The organism is Allobosea sp. GW822-FHT05A11, from assembly GCF_058800455.1.
Window position 1 is genome coordinate 280,440 of record NZ_JBXAMI010000002.1, and the last position, 14,452, is coordinate 294,891.

The 14,452-nt window shown below is 68.0% G+C and carries 13 protein-coding genes; 6 read left to right on the forward strand and 7 right to left on the reverse strand.

Annotation, left to right across the window (positions count from 1 at the left end):
* Positions 1-92 precede the first annotated feature (92 nt).
* The 6 genes from AC1RLU_RS06750 to AC1RLU_RS06775 are packed head-to-tail and all read left to right on the forward strand — an operon-like array spanning position 93 to position 6,160.
* Positions 93-746 (forward strand): hypothetical protein, encoded by a 654-nt coding sequence (locus AC1RLU_RS06750; RefSeq protein ID WP_492794617.1) that lies wholly within the window; start codon positions 93-95, stop codon positions 744-746.
* Complete coding sequence (locus tag AC1RLU_RS06755; RefSeq protein ID WP_492794618.1) at positions 746-1,981, forward strand: DUF4350 domain-containing protein; 1,236 nt, start codon at positions 746-748, stop codon at positions 1,979-1,981. The genes AC1RLU_RS06750 and AC1RLU_RS06755 overlap by 1 nt, the downstream gene beginning before the upstream one ends.
* Positions 1,950-2,906 (forward strand): AAA family ATPase, encoded by a 957-nt coding sequence (locus AC1RLU_RS06760; RefSeq protein ID WP_492794619.1) that lies wholly within the window; start codon positions 1,950-1,952, stop codon positions 2,904-2,906. The genes AC1RLU_RS06755 and AC1RLU_RS06760 overlap by 32 nt, the downstream gene beginning before the upstream one ends.
* On the forward strand, positions 2,903-4,216 hold the full coding sequence (locus AC1RLU_RS06765; RefSeq protein ID WP_492794620.1) for a DUF58 domain-containing protein: 1,314 nt from the start codon (positions 2,903-2,905) through the stop codon (positions 4,214-4,216). Before AC1RLU_RS06760 ends, AC1RLU_RS06765 begins: the two co-directional genes overlap by 4 nt.
* A gap of 47 nt (positions 4,217-4,263) precedes the next feature.
* On the forward strand, positions 4,264-5,250 hold the full coding sequence (locus tag AC1RLU_RS06770) for a stage II sporulation protein M (RefSeq protein ID WP_248309286.1): 987 nt from the start codon (positions 4,264-4,266) through the stop codon (positions 5,248-5,250).
* A gap of 4 nt (positions 5,251-5,254) precedes the next feature.
* The gene (locus tag AC1RLU_RS06775) at positions 5,255-6,160 is read left to right on the forward strand and encodes an RDD family protein (RefSeq protein WP_492794621.1); all 906 of its coding nucleotides are present in this window, start codon (positions 5,255-5,257) and stop codon (positions 6,158-6,160) included.
* A 28-nt stretch (positions 6,161-6,188) separates the two neighbouring features.
* Here the strand turns inward: AC1RLU_RS06775 and AC1RLU_RS06780 are convergent, their stop codons facing one another.
* The 7 genes from AC1RLU_RS06780 to AC1RLU_RS06810 form a co-directional block, all read right to left on the reverse strand.
* Positions 6,189-6,935 carry a hypothetical protein gene (locus tag AC1RLU_RS06780; protein ID WP_113584996.1) on the reverse strand — a complete coding sequence of 249 codons (747 nt, stop codon included), beginning with the start codon at positions 6,933-6,935 and terminating at the stop codon, positions 6,189-6,191.
* A gap of 72 nt (positions 6,936-7,007) precedes the next feature.
* Positions 7,008-8,090: a hypothetical protein gene (locus tag AC1RLU_RS06785; RefSeq protein WP_492794622.1), complete on the reverse strand. Its 1,083-nt coding sequence runs from the start codon at positions 8,088-8,090 to the stop codon at positions 7,008-7,010.
* Position 8,091: 1 nt separating this feature from the next.
* Positions 8,092-9,621, reverse strand: a complete 1,530-nt coding sequence (locus tag AC1RLU_RS06790; RefSeq protein ID WP_492794623.1) for a class I adenylate-forming enzyme family protein — start codon at positions 9,619-9,621, stop codon at positions 8,092-8,094.
* A gap of 22 nt (positions 9,622-9,643) precedes the next feature.
* Positions 9,644-11,404, reverse strand: a complete 1,761-nt coding sequence (locus tag AC1RLU_RS06795) for an ABC transporter permease subunit (RefSeq protein ID WP_113584993.1) — start codon at positions 11,402-11,404, stop codon at positions 9,644-9,646.
* A complete protein-coding gene (locus AC1RLU_RS06800) occupies positions 11,401-12,459 on the reverse strand; it encodes an ABC transporter ATP-binding protein (protein WP_492794624.1) in 1,059 nt (352 codons plus the stop codon). The genes AC1RLU_RS06795 and AC1RLU_RS06800 overlap by 4 nt, the downstream gene beginning before the upstream one ends.
* Positions 12,460-12,482: 23 nt before the next feature.
* The gene (locus tag AC1RLU_RS06805; protein ID WP_091858972.1) at positions 12,483-13,550 is read right to left on the reverse strand and encodes an ABC transporter substrate-binding protein; all 1,068 of its coding nucleotides are present in this window, start codon (positions 13,548-13,550) and stop codon (positions 12,483-12,485) included.
* Between the two features lie 54 nt (positions 13,551-13,604).
* A complete protein-coding gene (locus AC1RLU_RS06810; protein WP_061968208.1) occupies positions 13,605-14,378 on the reverse strand; it encodes an enoyl-CoA hydratase/isomerase family protein in 774 nt (257 codons plus the stop codon).
* Between the last annotated feature and the right edge of the window lie 74 nt (positions 14,379-14,452).

The following is a 14,452-nucleotide window of genomic DNA, read 5'->3' on the forward strand; positions in this document are numbered from 1 at the left end:
CGGGGCATATCGCCCCGCCGTGCATTCTCCGGCTATGGCGCGGCCGGTTTCTTCGCCATACTGCCCTTCGGCCGCCGACGGATTCGAAGGTTGTGAAGCGACTGCCTCTCCTGCTCGTTGCATTCTGCGCCGTCACCCTGAGCGGCGTGGCGCAGGCCGCCAGCGATGCGGGCGAGATCGTCAGGCTGGCCATCCGCCGCCACGATATCCAGACGACGATGCCGGTGCCCGAGCCACGCCAGCCGGGCTGGCTCGACTGGCTGAAATTCGACCTCTCGCCCGATACACTGCGCATCCTGCTCTGGGGCGCCGTCATTCTCGGCGTGGCCGTGACGCTCTGGTCGCTGCGCGACAGCCTGCCCGCCTTCAGCCGCTCGCGCCGGATCAAAGCGGCCGAGACAATGTCCGGCTTCTCCGACCCCTCCGGCCGGATGGAGGAAGCACAGCTCGAGGCGGACGATCTCGCGCGCCGGGGGCAGTATGGCGAGGCCATGCATGTGCTGCTGCTGAAGAGCTTCGCCGAAATCCGATTGCGGCTCGGCACCAGTTTCGCGGTGTCGCTGACCAGCCGCGAGATCCTGCGCCGGGTTGCCCTGCCGCAGAGCGGGACCGGCGCGCTCGGCGCGATCGTGCAATCGGTCGAGCAAACGTATTTCGGCGGGCGGCCGGCCGGGCAGAAGGACTATCTCGGCTGCCGGCAGGAATTCGAGACGCTGCGGCGCTCCCTTGCGACAGGGCCGGCCTGATGGGGGGAACAACCTTCCAGCCGCGTATCCTGGCCGCACTCGCTGCCGCGCTCTTCGCACTCTTCGCGGCATCTCTGCTGCTGACGGGGATGGGCGGGCGCGAGGCGGGCGGCCTCGCCTCCGGCGCCAACAGCTATTCCAGCTCCGCCGTCGGGCATCTCGCCTTCCATGACCTGCTCGAGGGTCTCGGCCACAAGACGGTGCAAGCCGAGGACCGCCCGCTTGCCGCCGTCAGCGAGAATGGTGTGCTCATTCTCGCCGAGCCCTCCGGAAGCCTCACGGGCGAGGAGAATCGCAACAAGCTCCGGATCGCCGGCCGCATCCTGCTCGTCCTGCCGAAATGGACCGTGAAACCGGGCGAGCGGCGCAAGGACTGGATCGGCGAGGCGGAACTGGCTCCAGTGCTACAAGTCCAATCCGTGCTCGGCGCTGCCGTGAGCGGCGGCGATATCGTCCGGACCAAGCCGCCGGCCTCCTTCCAGAAGACGATTTCCGCGGCGGACCCGACCGTCCAGGGCGAGCTCCAGCTCATCAAGGGTTCCAACCTCACCCCCCTGATCTCGACGCCGGACGGCATCCTGCTGGGCGAGTTGCGGCAGGGCAATCGCCGGACGCTCATTCTGGCCGATCCCGACCCGATCGAGAACCACGGCATCGGCAAGGGCGGGAACGCCACGTTCGCACGCGACATCGTCGCCGCGTTGCTGGACGGGAAAAGCGGCACGTTGGTCTTCGACGAGACCATCCACGGCTTCAGAAGATCGCCGCCGAACCTGCTGAAGTTCCTCTATGAATTCCCGCTCAACCTGGTGCTCGTCCAGATCCTGGTCGCGGCCGCGCTATTGCTCTGGGCGGCGATGGGGCGCTTCGGCGCTCCGCTGCCGGCACCGCGTCGGCTCGATGCCGGCCGGCATGCTCTGATCGGCAATGCCGCGGCGCTGGTCGACTATGCCGGGCACCATGGCGCGATCCTGCAACGCTATATCGCGATGACGCTTCAGGATGCGGCGCGGGCCTTGCGCGCTCCCGCCGGGCTCGAAGGTGCCGCGCTCACCGAGTGGCTCGCGCGGGCCTCCGAGGCGCGCGGCATCGATCCGAAACCCCTCTCAGGGCTGGGCGACAGCCCTGCGGCCGGCCCCCGCAATCTCGCCTCGCTGCTCGCCGCGGCGCAGGCCCTCCATCACTGGCGCAAGGACCTGCCGCATGGAACTCCGCGACGTCTCGACGATCACTGAAGCGCTTCGCGGCGAAATCCGCAAAGCCGTCGTCGGCCAGGACGAGGTCGTCGACCTCATGCTCGTCAGCCTGCTCTGCGGCGGGCATGTGCTGCTGGAGGGGGTGCCGGGCACGGCCAAGACCCTGCTGGCGCAATCCTTCGCGGCGGGGCTGTCGTTGCGCTTCGGGCGCATCCAGTTCACGCCCGACATGATGCCGGGCGACCTGCTCGGCACCAATCTCTTCGATTTCCGCACCAGCAGTTTCAACCTGACGCGCGGGCCGATCTTCACCGATATCCTGCTCGCCGACGAGATCAACCGCACGCCGCCCAAGACGCAGGCCGCGTTGCTGCAGGCGATGAACGAGCGCAACGTCACCATCGACGGCACGACCCATCCGCTGGGCGAGGCCTTCATGGTGGTGGCGACGCAGAACCCGATCGAGCAGCAGGGCACATATCCGCTGCCCGAGGCGCAGCTCGACCGCTTCCTGTTCAAGATCAACCTCGCCTATCCGAGCCGCGAGGAGGAGTTCGCCATCGTCGCGCGGCACGGGCACCGCGCCGCCATGCCGAAGCTCGCGGAGTTCGGCCTTGCCTCTATCGTCTCTGAGCAGGACCTGCTGGCGGCGCGGGCGCTGGTCGGCGGGATCGCTCTCGGCGAGCCCTTGGTCGGCTATATCGTCGACCTGATCCGCGCGACCCGCAACCATCCGGCGATCGAGACCGGCGCCTCGCCCCGCGCCGCGACGATGCTCGCCTCGGCCAGCCGGGCGCGGGCCGCGACGCAGGGGCGCGACTTCGTCATCCCCGACGACGTCAAGGGCATCGCCCTGCCCCTGCTGCGGCACCGGATCGTGCTCGCGCCCAATGCCGAGATCGACGGGCTGATCAGCGACAAGGTCATCCTGGAACTGATCGACCAGGTCGCCGTGCCGCGATGATCAGGCCGACCCCGCGCGCCGTGCTGCTCTTCGGGGCGACCGTGCCGGTCGCCATCGGATTGCTGATCCATGACCCGTCGCTCTGGCCGATCGCGCTCGATCTCGGCCTGTTCGTCCTGGCGCTGATCGGGCTCGACGCCCTGCTCTGCGCCCGGCCGTCGCGGCTTTCGCTGACAGTCGATGCGCCGCCGCGATTGTATATCGGTAGCGAGGGCCAATTGAGCGTCAGCGGCGCCATCGAAGGCGCATCACGGGCCGTGTCGATCCAGGTCCTGCCGGAGCAGAGCGGCGATGTAACTTCGCCCGAACCAGCCCGGCTCGATGTCCCGCCGGGAGCCGTGGGTTCGGTTACGCTGCCGGTGCGTCCGCTCCGGCGCGGGCGGATCACGATCGAGGCGCTCTGGCTGCGCTGGCGCGGGCCGCTGGGTCTCGCCGGCCGGAGCGAGCGCCGGCCGCAGGCGCTGACGATCGACGTCGTGCCAGATATCCGCGGCATCGCCTCGGCCGCCGTGCAGTTCTTCAACCGCGATGCGATCGACGGCATCAAGGTCCAGCGCCAGAAGGGCGAAGGCACGGAGTTCGAGGCGCTGCGCGACCATGTCCAGGGGCTCGACAACCGCTTCATCGACTGGAAGCACTCGGCCAAGCATCTCAAGCTGCTGTCGAAGGAATTCCGGATCGAGCGCAACCACCAGATCGTGCTCGCCTTCGATACCGGGTACCTGATGGCCGAGCCGATCGACGGCCTGCCGCGGCTCGACCATGCCATCCATGCCGGGCTGCTGCTCGGCTGGGTCGCGCTGCGCAGCGGCGATCATGTCGGCTCGTTCGGCTTCGATTCACGCATCCGGCAATATCTCCAGCCTTCGCCCGGCCGAAACGCCTTCGCCAGGCTCCAGAATGCGTCCGGCCAGCTCGGCTACCGGGCCGAGGAGACCAATTTCACCCTCGGCCTCGCCGAGTTGAACACCCGCCTGAAGCGCCGGGCGCTGGTGGTGCTGTTCACCGAGTTTATCGACACGACGACGGCGGGACTGCTGCTCGAAAGCCTGCAGCGCATGGCCAACCGCCATGCCGTGATCTTCGTCACGCTGCGCGACCCGCTGCTCGCCGATATCGTCGATGCCGAGCCCGCCGGCTTCCGGCCGGTCGCCGAGGCGGTCGTCGCGCGCGACCTCCAGCGCGAGCGCGCCGTCGTGCTGGAGCGGCTGGCACGGATGGGCGTGCATTGCCTGGAAATCCCGCCACGCGGCCTCGCCGTCGGTCTCGTCAACCGCTACCTGACCATCAAGCAGAGGGGGCTGCTATAGAACCGCTTCGCCCTTCCGCCGCTCCGCCGCCGGCCCCTGTCGCGACCGTGACGCTGCGCAGCGCCGAATTCCGCCGCAGCCGCGAGACGGCCTGGCGGATGCTCGACGGTCTCGTCTCGCGTGTCGAGAAGAAGGGCCTGTCGCGCCTCTCCGCCGAGGAGTTGCAGGAACTGCCCTTGCTCTATCGGACCGCGGCCTCTTCGCTTTCCGTCGCCCGCTCGATCGCGCTCGACCGCAACCTCATCCTCTATCTCGAAGGGCTGGTGCTGCGCGCCTTCTTCGTCGTCTACGGGCCGCGCATCGGCATCCTCGAAGCGCTCGGCGGCTTCCTGAAGCGCGGCTTCCCGGCGGCCGTCCGTGCGGCCGGCTGGCACATCCTGCTGGCGACGCTCGCCATCGCCGCCGGAATCGCCATCGGCTACCTGATGGTGCTGCCCAACGAAGCCTGGTTCGGCATGCTCGTGCCCGAGAGCATGGCCGGCGGGCGCGGGGCCGCGAGCACCGCCGACCAGCTACGCCGGACCGAGATCTTCGCGCCCTGGCCCGGATTCGTCGATTCCTTCGTCGTCTTCGCCAATTTCCTGTTCCGGCATAACGCGACGATCGGAATCATGACCTTCGGGCTCGGCGTGCTCGGCGGTGTGCCGACGCTGCTGCTACTCGGCTATCAGGGCCTCATTCTCGGCGCCTTCCTGGCCCTGCACTACAATCGCGGGCTGCTCGTCGATTTCATCGGCTGGATCTCGATCCATGGCGTGACCGAGATCGGCGCATTGATCCTGTGCGGCGCCGGCGGGCTCGTCATCGCCGAGAAGATCCTGTTTCCGGGTCGCTACAGCCGCCTCGACAGCCTGGCCATGGCCGGCAAGGCGGCGGCCGGGCTCGCCGGCGGAGCGGTGCTGATGCTCTTCGTCGCGGGGATCATCGAGGGCGGCCTGCGCCAGCTCATCGCCTCGACGCCCTGGCGGCTGGCGATCGGCGCGGCGACCGGCGCCTTGTGGACCGCCTATTTCCTCCTGAGCGGCAGGCGCTGAACCCATGGCCCAGCGACTTGACCGCATCAACCGCCTGCTCGACGGCACCACCCGCAACCGGCGCGAGATCAGCACGCCGGAGGGCGTGACGCTGGAGGTCGACATCGCCAACCACGGCGAGCGGCTCGTCGCCTTCCTGATCGACTTCCTGTTCTGGATGCTGGCGACCGCCCTGCTCTTCCTCGTGCTGGGCCTGACCCTGCTCCACGGCGTCACCGGCTCGGTGACGGTCACGGTCGTGCTGTTTCTGTCCTTCCTGCTCCGGAACCTCTACTTCATCCATTTCGAGCTGCAGAGCCAGGGCGCGACGCCGGGCAAGCGCATCGTCAACCTGAAGGTGATCGACCGCAGCGGCGGCCCGCTGCTGCCCGGCGCGATCGTCGCCCGCAACCTGACGCGCGAGGTTGAGATCTTCCTGCCGCTCGGGCTGTTCTTCGCCGTGCCGAAGATCGGGGCCGGCGCGGAATTCTGGACGGCGGCGAGCTATTTCGGCTGGGCGGTCGCGCTCTCGGCCCTGCCTTTCTTCAACCGCGACCACCTGCGGGCCGGTGACTTGATCGGCGGGACCATGGTCATCTCGGTGCCGCGGCGAGCCCTGCTGGCCGAACTCGCGGAGGCGCAGAGCCGCTTCGTCTTCAGCCGCAAGCAGCTCGACGCCTATGGCGCCTTCGAATTGCAGGTTCTGGAGGAACTGCTGCGCCGCCCGTCCTCACCCGACACGCACAGAATGCAGCGCCAGGTCTGCGAGAAGATCCGCCGCAAGATCGGCTGGACGGAAGAGGTTCCGCCAGTCGAGACGCTCGATTTCCTCAGGGCCTTCTACACGGCCGAGCGGGCGCATCTCGAAGGCGAGCAGCAATTCGGCCGCTACCGCGCCGACAAGAACGAGCCGGCTGCGACCGGCCCGTGAAGGCCTGCCGCAGTTCGGCAAGCTTGCGTCAGTCGAAGACGCTCGCCAGCGTATCGAGGTCGATGCCTTCCTTGGCCATGCGCAGATCGTGATAGATCACGGCCGAGAGCACGGCACCGAAAGCGGTCGAGACGACCTGCCAGGCGAAGCCGAGAATATCCCCGATCAGGCCGCCGCCACCGATCCGCGCCAGCACGAGAGCGCCGACCAGGGCGATGACGATGACCAGCAGGAAGAGCCCGAAGATCTGCCAGCGATAGCCCTTGGTCAGCGCGACGCTGCGGCTCATGCTCGCCGTCACCCCGGTCTTCTCGATGACGCAGGCGGGGATCGCGACATAGAGCATGCAGCCGATGATGGCGCCCGGCACGACGAAGAGCAGGAAGCCGAGACCGGTCGCGAGACCGACGAGGATGCCGACACCGATGACGGGAACGGCACGTGCGAGCCCGATCCGCAGGGAGTCGCCGATGGTGAAGGGCTGTTGGCGCATCTCCTGGAAGGCGCCGTAAAGGCTCGTCGCCTGCGCCACGGTCTGGAGCACGAAGGTCAGGAGCCCGGTCAGCACCGCACCGAAGGCGATGCCCGATGGCGAAGGGGCACCCGACGACAGCGCGCCCAGCGTCAGCAGGAAGATCGGGATCATCGGCACAAGCGCCAGCAGGGCGAACTTGCCGAACTGACGTCCGAGGATCGCGAAAGTCTTGTTCATGACCGAGCCGATGCGAAACTGCCCGGGCGCGGCGGAAAATCCGCCGGTCGATGTGCTGCTCATGAGGAACCCCGCCGCGAATGAGGCGGAATAGTGGCACGCCCCGTATAGCGGCACAATCCGCAGCAACGCGGGCTACGCGCTTCGCATCAAGGTCTCGCGCAAGCCGAGAAGCGTTTCGCAGACGGCTTCCAGCTCGCGGATGTCGAACCCATCCCGCAGCTCCGGAACGTGCCCCGCGATCCTGCCGCCGAGGATGCCGGCAAAGCTCGCCCTCCCCTCAGACGACACGACGAGGCCGTTGGCCGCCTCGAAGGAAGCGTTCCAGGCGATGGCATCCTCGCGCGTCAGCCCCGGCGGCAGATCGAGTTCGAGCGTGCCGCCCGCGAGCCGGACCGGATAGCCGCCGGGCAAGCCGTCCGGGCCGGGCACATGCCCCTGCCAGGGCCGGCCCGCCGCCATGGCAAGCAGCATCGGGACGCCGCTCGCGCCGGAAATCTCGATCACCGGCTCGGGCGTGAGCTGGATATCGGCGAAGCGGGCATAGACGTCGGCGACCTCCTCGCCATCCAGCCAGACGCGCGGGGCGCGTCCGTCGCGTTCCTCGGGACGGCGCCGCCAGGCTGAAAGGTTCTGGTAATGCGCGAGAACTTTGACCGCGGTGCCGGCAGGCACTGCGGCCGAGCCGGCGAAGACATTGGACAGGATCGCGACATTGCCCATGCCACAGGCGACCTCGTGCCCCATCGCGCGGATCATGCCGTTGACCACATCGGGGAAGCTGCAATTGACCAGGGTCACCGGCTTGCGGCTGCGCGTGATGGCGGCGGCGACGCGGGCGCTGATCAGCGCCTGAAAGACGGCCGTTGCGCTCAGGCCGCCCTCGGCGACGAGGCGCGTCCAGGCATTGCCGCTCTGGGCGATCACCTGCGAAGTCTGGATCGAGGCGGCCTGTACGACGATGCGCGGGCCGGTCGCCGCGAGCAGCGTGTCTGAGGCGTCCGGGGCAAGCAGGTCGATCGCATGAGTGGTGAAGCGCGCCTTCGCTCCAAAGAGCGCGGCGCGGGCATTGGCGGCCGTGCGCAGCCAGTTCAGCCGTTCGAGGTTGCGGCCGGCAATGACCACATCGACCGGCTCGCGGGCCGTGGCGGCGATGTCGAAGGCGATCCGTGCGGCGAAACCGCCGGTGCCTGAAATGAGGATGTCGCAGCCGGCCATGTCAGCGCCCCGTTCCGGCCCGGTCCCAGCAATCGTCGAGCCGGGGCGAGAGCCTGTGCTTCATGATGCGCTGGCTCGCCGTGCGCTCGAACTCGTCGACGAGGGCGATGTAGCGCGGGTTCTGGTAGGGCGCGAGCCGCTGGCCGAGCCAGCCGGACAAGGCCTGCGGATCGATGATCGCGCCATGGCGCGGCTTGACGAAGAGCTTGATGTCCTGCTCGCCGATATCGGCGGCGACGCCGATCATCGCGCAATCCTCGACCGCGTCGTGCTCGGCGGCGACGTGCTCGACCTCCCAGGCCGAGACGTTCTCGCCGCGGCAGCGCACGCTGTCGGTCATGCGGCCGTGGAAATAGAGATTGCCATCGGCGTCGAAGGAGCCGAGGTCGCCGGTATGAAGGGCGCCGTTGCGCAGGGCCTTCGCCGTCGCTTCGGGATTGTCGAGATAGCCGGGGAAGATCGCGCCGGGGATGCTGGTCTCGACGACGATCTCGCCGCGCTCGCCCGCCGCGACGGGCTTGCCCTCGCCACCGAGCAGCCTGACGGAGAACCAGGGCATCGGCCGCCCGACCGAGCCGACCACGCCGCTGGTATTGCAGGTGGTCAGGCTGGAGGCTTCCGTCATGCCGTAGCATTCGCGAATCTCGGTGCCGAAGCGATCGCGGAACTGCGGCCAGATATCGGCCGGGCAGCCGCCGCCCCAGGCGATGCGCACGCCATGCTCGCGATCTCCAGCGGAAGGCGGCTGCTTCAGCAGGATCTGCAGGATGCCGCCGAGATAGTGGATATGGGTCGCGCCCTCCTCCTGGACCTGCGCCCAGAAGCGGCTGGCGCTGAAGCGCTCGACCATGGCCAGCGTCACGTCGCGGATCATCGGCAACGGCAGAAGCTGGGCGCCGCCGATGTGATAGAGCGGCTCCCAGACGAAGAAGACATCGCCCGGCTTTGCATCGGACAGGCGGACGACGCTTTCGGCCGCCAGCCGCAGCATGCGGTGCGAGACGATCACGCCTTTCGGCCGCCCGGTCGTGCCGGAGGTGTACATGATCGCGAAGACGGCATCGGCTGCCGGTGCCGGCTCGTCGAAACGCGCGGGCGTGGCGAGCACGGCGTCGAGCTCGCCGTCCGGCGCATGCAGCAGCACCGGCAGGGTCGCATCCGGCCCCATCGCCTCGGCGATCTGCGGCGCGAGCTCGGCATCGGCCACGACGAGGCGCGGGCTGGAATGGGTCAGGAGATAGTTCAGCCCCTCGCCGCGCTGCTGGGCATTGACCGGCACCCAGGCGACGCCGGCCCGTGCGAGACCGAAGACCACGGCGATGGTCGCGATGGAATTGCGCATCATCACCGCGACGCGGTCGCCCGTGACGATGCCCTGCGCCCGCAGGTGCGCCGCGAAGGCGGCCGAGCGCCGCTCGATCTCGCCATAGCTCACCGGCTCGCCGCCGAAGCGGGCATAGATGCGGTCCGGCTCGGCGGCTGCGCGCGCGGTCAGGAGGCCTACGAAGCCGTCTTGGTCTGGGGAGGTCATGGTTGCGCTTCGGTCGACAGGATCAGGAAGAAGAGGAGGAGCGGAAGCGTTCGGCCAGGAGCAGCATCACCGTCACCACCACGAAGACGACGACCGAGACCGCGGCCAGCGTCGGGTTGAGCTGCAGGATCATATCGTCCCACATCTGCTTCGGCAGGGTCGTCTTGACGCCGCCCGAGATGAAGATCGCGATGGTCAGTTCGTCGAAGGAGGTGATGAAGGCGAAGAGGAAGGCCGCGACGAGGCCGCCCTTCACCAGCGGGATCGTCACGCCCGTGAGGGTGCGGACGCGGTTGGCGCCGAGGGTCGCCGCCGCCTGGTCGAGCCGCTGGTCATAGGTCTTGAGCACGGCGGCGATGGTGACGAGCGTGAACGGTATCGCGAGCACCGTGTGGCCGATGATCAGGCCGAGATCGGTGGCGACGAGACCGATCCGGGCGAAGAGATAGAACAGCCCGACCGCAATGACGATGCGCGGCACGATCATCGGCGCGAGGAAGAAGGCGAAGATCAGCCCGCTCCAGCGCGTGCGGCTATGGGCCAGCGCCAGCGCCGCGAAGCCGCCGATCGCGGTCGCAGCCAGCGCCGTGGCGAAGGCGACCATGAAGGAACGGATCGTCGCCTGAATCCAGAGCGGCGATTCGAAATAGGTGCGGAACCAGCCGATTCCGTAGCCCGGCGGCGGGAATTCGAGGAATTGCGAGGAGGTGAAGGCAAGCGGGATCACCAAGAGCGTCGGCAGCACGAGGAAGCCGATGACGAGCCAGCAGAAGCCCGGCAGCAGCCAGCCGCAGATGCGCTTGCCGAGGAGCCGCTGCGTCACCGCTGCGGCACGCCCGGCGATGTCGCCTACGACCCCGAGGATGGCGAGGCCAAGATCGCGGATGCGCCCGGCCCCGGCCTGCGCCGAGCCGCCGGCAATCGTCGAGATGCCGAAGAGCCGGTCGTAGATCCAGCAGGAGACCAGCGCCGCCGCCAGCATCATCGCGGCCAGCGCCCCGGCGAAGGACCAGTTCAGCAGCTCCTGGACCTGGGTGATGATGAGCTGCGCCAGCATCGTCTCCTGCCGCCCGCCGAGGAAGGCCGGCACGATGAAGAAGCCGAGCGAGGAGATGAAGACGAGCAGGCCCGCCGCCGCGACGCCCGGCAGGGAGAGCTTGAAATAGACCAGCCAGAAGGCCCGTGCGGGAGCAGCCCCCAGCGTCTGCGCGGCCTGGACGAGGCGGCGGTCGATGCCGGTCATCACCGGCAGCATGGTCATCACGGCGAGCGGCACCATGGCATGGACCATGCCGACCATCACGCCGAACATGTTGTGCAATAGCGGCAGGGGCTGGTCGACGAGGCCGGAGCCCGTCGCCAGCGAATTGATGATGCCGCTGCGGCCGAGCACGATCATCCAGGCGAAGGTCTTGACGAGATAGCTCGTCCAGAACGGCACCATGACGAAGAGCAGCATGCGGCCGCGGAACATGTCCGGCAAACGCGCCAGCCAATAGGCTAGCGGATAGCCGATCAACAGCGACCAGAGCGCAGTCCAGCCGGCGATGCGGAAGGTGATGCCGAGCACGCGCAGATAGACGTCGGTCGCGGCGATGCGCCGATAGGACTCAGTCGACAAACCGCCATTCTCGGGATCGACGACACTGAGGCCGAGCAATTGCGCCACCGGCCAGGCGAAGAAGACCGCGAGGAAAAGGAGCCCGGGGACCGCGAGCCACAATGGGCCGAACCGGAACCCGCTCCGGCGCGCCGGAGCCGCTCGTGCCGCGACCGCGCTCATGCGACCAGCACCGCCTTGTCGCGGGCCCAGCCGGCGACGATGGCCTGATCGATGGCGGGCACCGGATCGTCCGGCCCGAGCCGCAGCACGAGCGGACTGCCATCGCCGAGCGCGGCGATGACGCGCGTCTCCGAGCCGGCATAGACGATCTCGCTGACCCGGCCGCTGACGGCGTTGCCGTCGCGCTCGCCGAGATGGAGGTTCTCGGGCCGGATGACCAACGCCGCATCCTTGCTCTGGCAATGGGCGCCACGCGGCAGGGCGAAGCGGCCATGCGGGGTATCGAGCGCGCCGTTGCCGTCCCAGTTGCCGCGGAAGATGTTGGAGATGCCGATGAAATCGGCGGCGAAGGCCGTGCGGGGGCGCTCGTAGATCTCGCGCGGCGTGCCGAGCTGCTCGATCTTCGCGTGGTTCATCAGGCAGATGCGATCGGACATCGCGAGCGCCTCTTCCTGATCGTGCGTGACGTAGACGATGGTCGCGCCGCTCTCGCGGTGCAACCGCTTGATCTCGATCTGCATGTGCTCGCGCAGCTTCTTGTCGAGAGCGCCAAGCGGCTCGTCCATCAGGATGATCGAGGGCTGGTAGACGAAGCAGCGCGCCAGCGCGACGCGCTGCTGCTGGCCCCCGGACAATTCGCGCGGGAAGCGCCCGGCGAGATGGCCGAGATGGACCATGTCGAGCGTGGACGCGACCCGGCCGGCGATCTCGGCCGAGGGACGCCCACGCATCTTGAGCGGAAAGGCGATGTTCTCCGCCACGGTCAGGTGCGGGAACAGAGCGTAGTGTTGGAAGACGAGGCCGATATCGCGCTGGTGGACCGGCATGTTCGACTGGTCGCGCCCGTCGATCACGACCCTGCCCTCGCTGGCCTCGACGAGGCCGCAGATGAGCTGGAGCAGCGTCGTCTTGCCGGAGCCCGAAGGCCCCAGCAAGGTGAGGAACTCGCCCTCGGCAACGCTGAGCGAGCTGGGCTCGAGGGCCGTGGTCGCGCCATAGCGCTTGCCAAGTCCTTCGATGACCAGCTTGCCCGTGTTCGGCTCGCGCACAGCCATCCCGGCCCCCGCCCCCGTCGCCATCAGGCCAGCAGCCAGGCGTTGAAGCGCTCGGTGACCTTGGAGCGGTTGGCACTCCACCAATCCTCGTTGGCGATCGCCATCTGCTTCAGGTTCTCCGGCGAGGTCGGCAGGACCTTGGCACGATCGGCTGCGATCGTCTGGTAGGCGTCGAGATTGGTCGGGCCGTAGGCGAGCGCCTCGGTGAAAGCGGCCTGCGCCTTCGGATCGGAGCAGAAGCGGATGAACTGGCGCGCGACATCCGCTTTCGGCCCGCCCTTTGGCAGGCCCCAGCCCTCGATCGAGTAGAGGCCCTGGTTCCAGACGATCTTTGCCGGCGTGCCGCCGTCGATCGCGGCCTGCAGGCGGGCGTTCCAGCCCGGCAGCATGTCGACCTCGCCGCTCTGCAGGAGCTGCGTCGACTGGGCGCCGCCCGTCCACCAGACCGCGACATGCGGCTTGATCTTGTCGAGCACCTTGAAGGCGCGCTCGATATCGAGCGGATAGAGCTTGTCGAGCGGCACGCCGTCGGCGAGCAGCGCCTGCTCGATCGTGTCGATCGGGTTCTTGCGCAGCGCGCGCCGACCCGGGAACTTCTCGACATTGAAGAAGTCGGTCCAGCTCGCCGGTGCGTTCTTCACGCGGTCGGTGCGATAGGCGAAGACGGTCGAGTAGACGTCCGTGCCCATGAACTCGGCCGAGATCGCCTCCGGCATCAGCTTCGGCACGTCGGCATGCGAGAAGCCGATCGGGTCGAGCAAGCCCTGCTTCTTGAGGATGTCGCGGGCCGAGAGCGTCAGCGTGCAGACGTCCCAGGTATAGGACTTGGTCTCGACCATCGCCTTGAACTGGGCGGTGGGCTCGGCCTCGCGGGCGACGTTGACGACCTTGTTGCCGGTCGCCTTCTCGAACGGGTCGTAGAAGGCCTTGCGGAAGGCCGGGCCGAACGGGCCGCCGGGATCGGCGACCGTGATCTGCGTCGCGGCACGCGCCGTGCCCGACAGGTAAGGCGCGGCGACCGCGCCGGCAGCAACGCCGCCGGCGAGTTGCAGCAGGGTGCGCCGGGTCGGCTTCGTGGTCAGGTTCGTCATCGTCTTCTCCCCTTACAAGCGGTTTTCCGCATTTCCCCGTGGGTGGTCAGATGGTCAGGCGGTCTTGCGCGCCGCGCGCTTGGCGAGGAATTCCTCCATCATCCGGGCCGGTTCGCCGGTGGCGTAGGCGGCGCGCTGGTTGCGGATGCCGGCGGCGAGACATTCGCGGAAGCTCTCCTCGGTGACCTCGCGGAAGCGGGCCTTGTTGAGGCGCATGGCGACCGGCGGCTTGCCGGCGAGCTCCTCGGCCAGCGCGAGCGAGGCCTGCATCACCTGCTCCTTCGGCACGATCCGGTTGATCAGGCCGATGCGGAAGCATTCGTCGGCATCCATCATCCGGCCGGTCAGGGTCAGGTCGATGGTGCGGGCGATCCCGATCATTTCCTTCATGATCCAGGGGCCGGTGACCGAGGCGATGCCGGAATTGATCTCGGGCTGGCCCATGGTGACCCCGTCATGGCCGATGCGCAGGTCGCAGAGCAGCGCCACCTGGAAGGCGGAACCAGCAGCGACGCCGTTCAGCGCCGCGATCAGCGGCTTGGAGAGCGAGCGCATGCGGTCATAGAGCCGCTCCCATTCCCCCATCCAGAGCTCCGCGCGGTCGGGATCGAAGGTCTTGGTCTCGTTGAGGTCCTGGCCGGCGCCGAAGGCGCGCTCGCCGGCGCCCGTCAGGACGATGGCACGGACGGCCTCGTTCGCCTCCAGCTCGTCGAAGCAGGCGACCAGCCGCTCGCGCATCGGTGCGTTCCAGGCATTCAGGATCTCGGGGCGGTTGAGCGTGATGATGCCGACCGCGCCACGCAGCTCGACCAGAACAGAGTCCTTCATAGCGCTCTCCGATGAGTTTTTATTGCAATGCGATAATTTCTATTGCTTATTCTGCGCGAACGACCCAGCTTGTC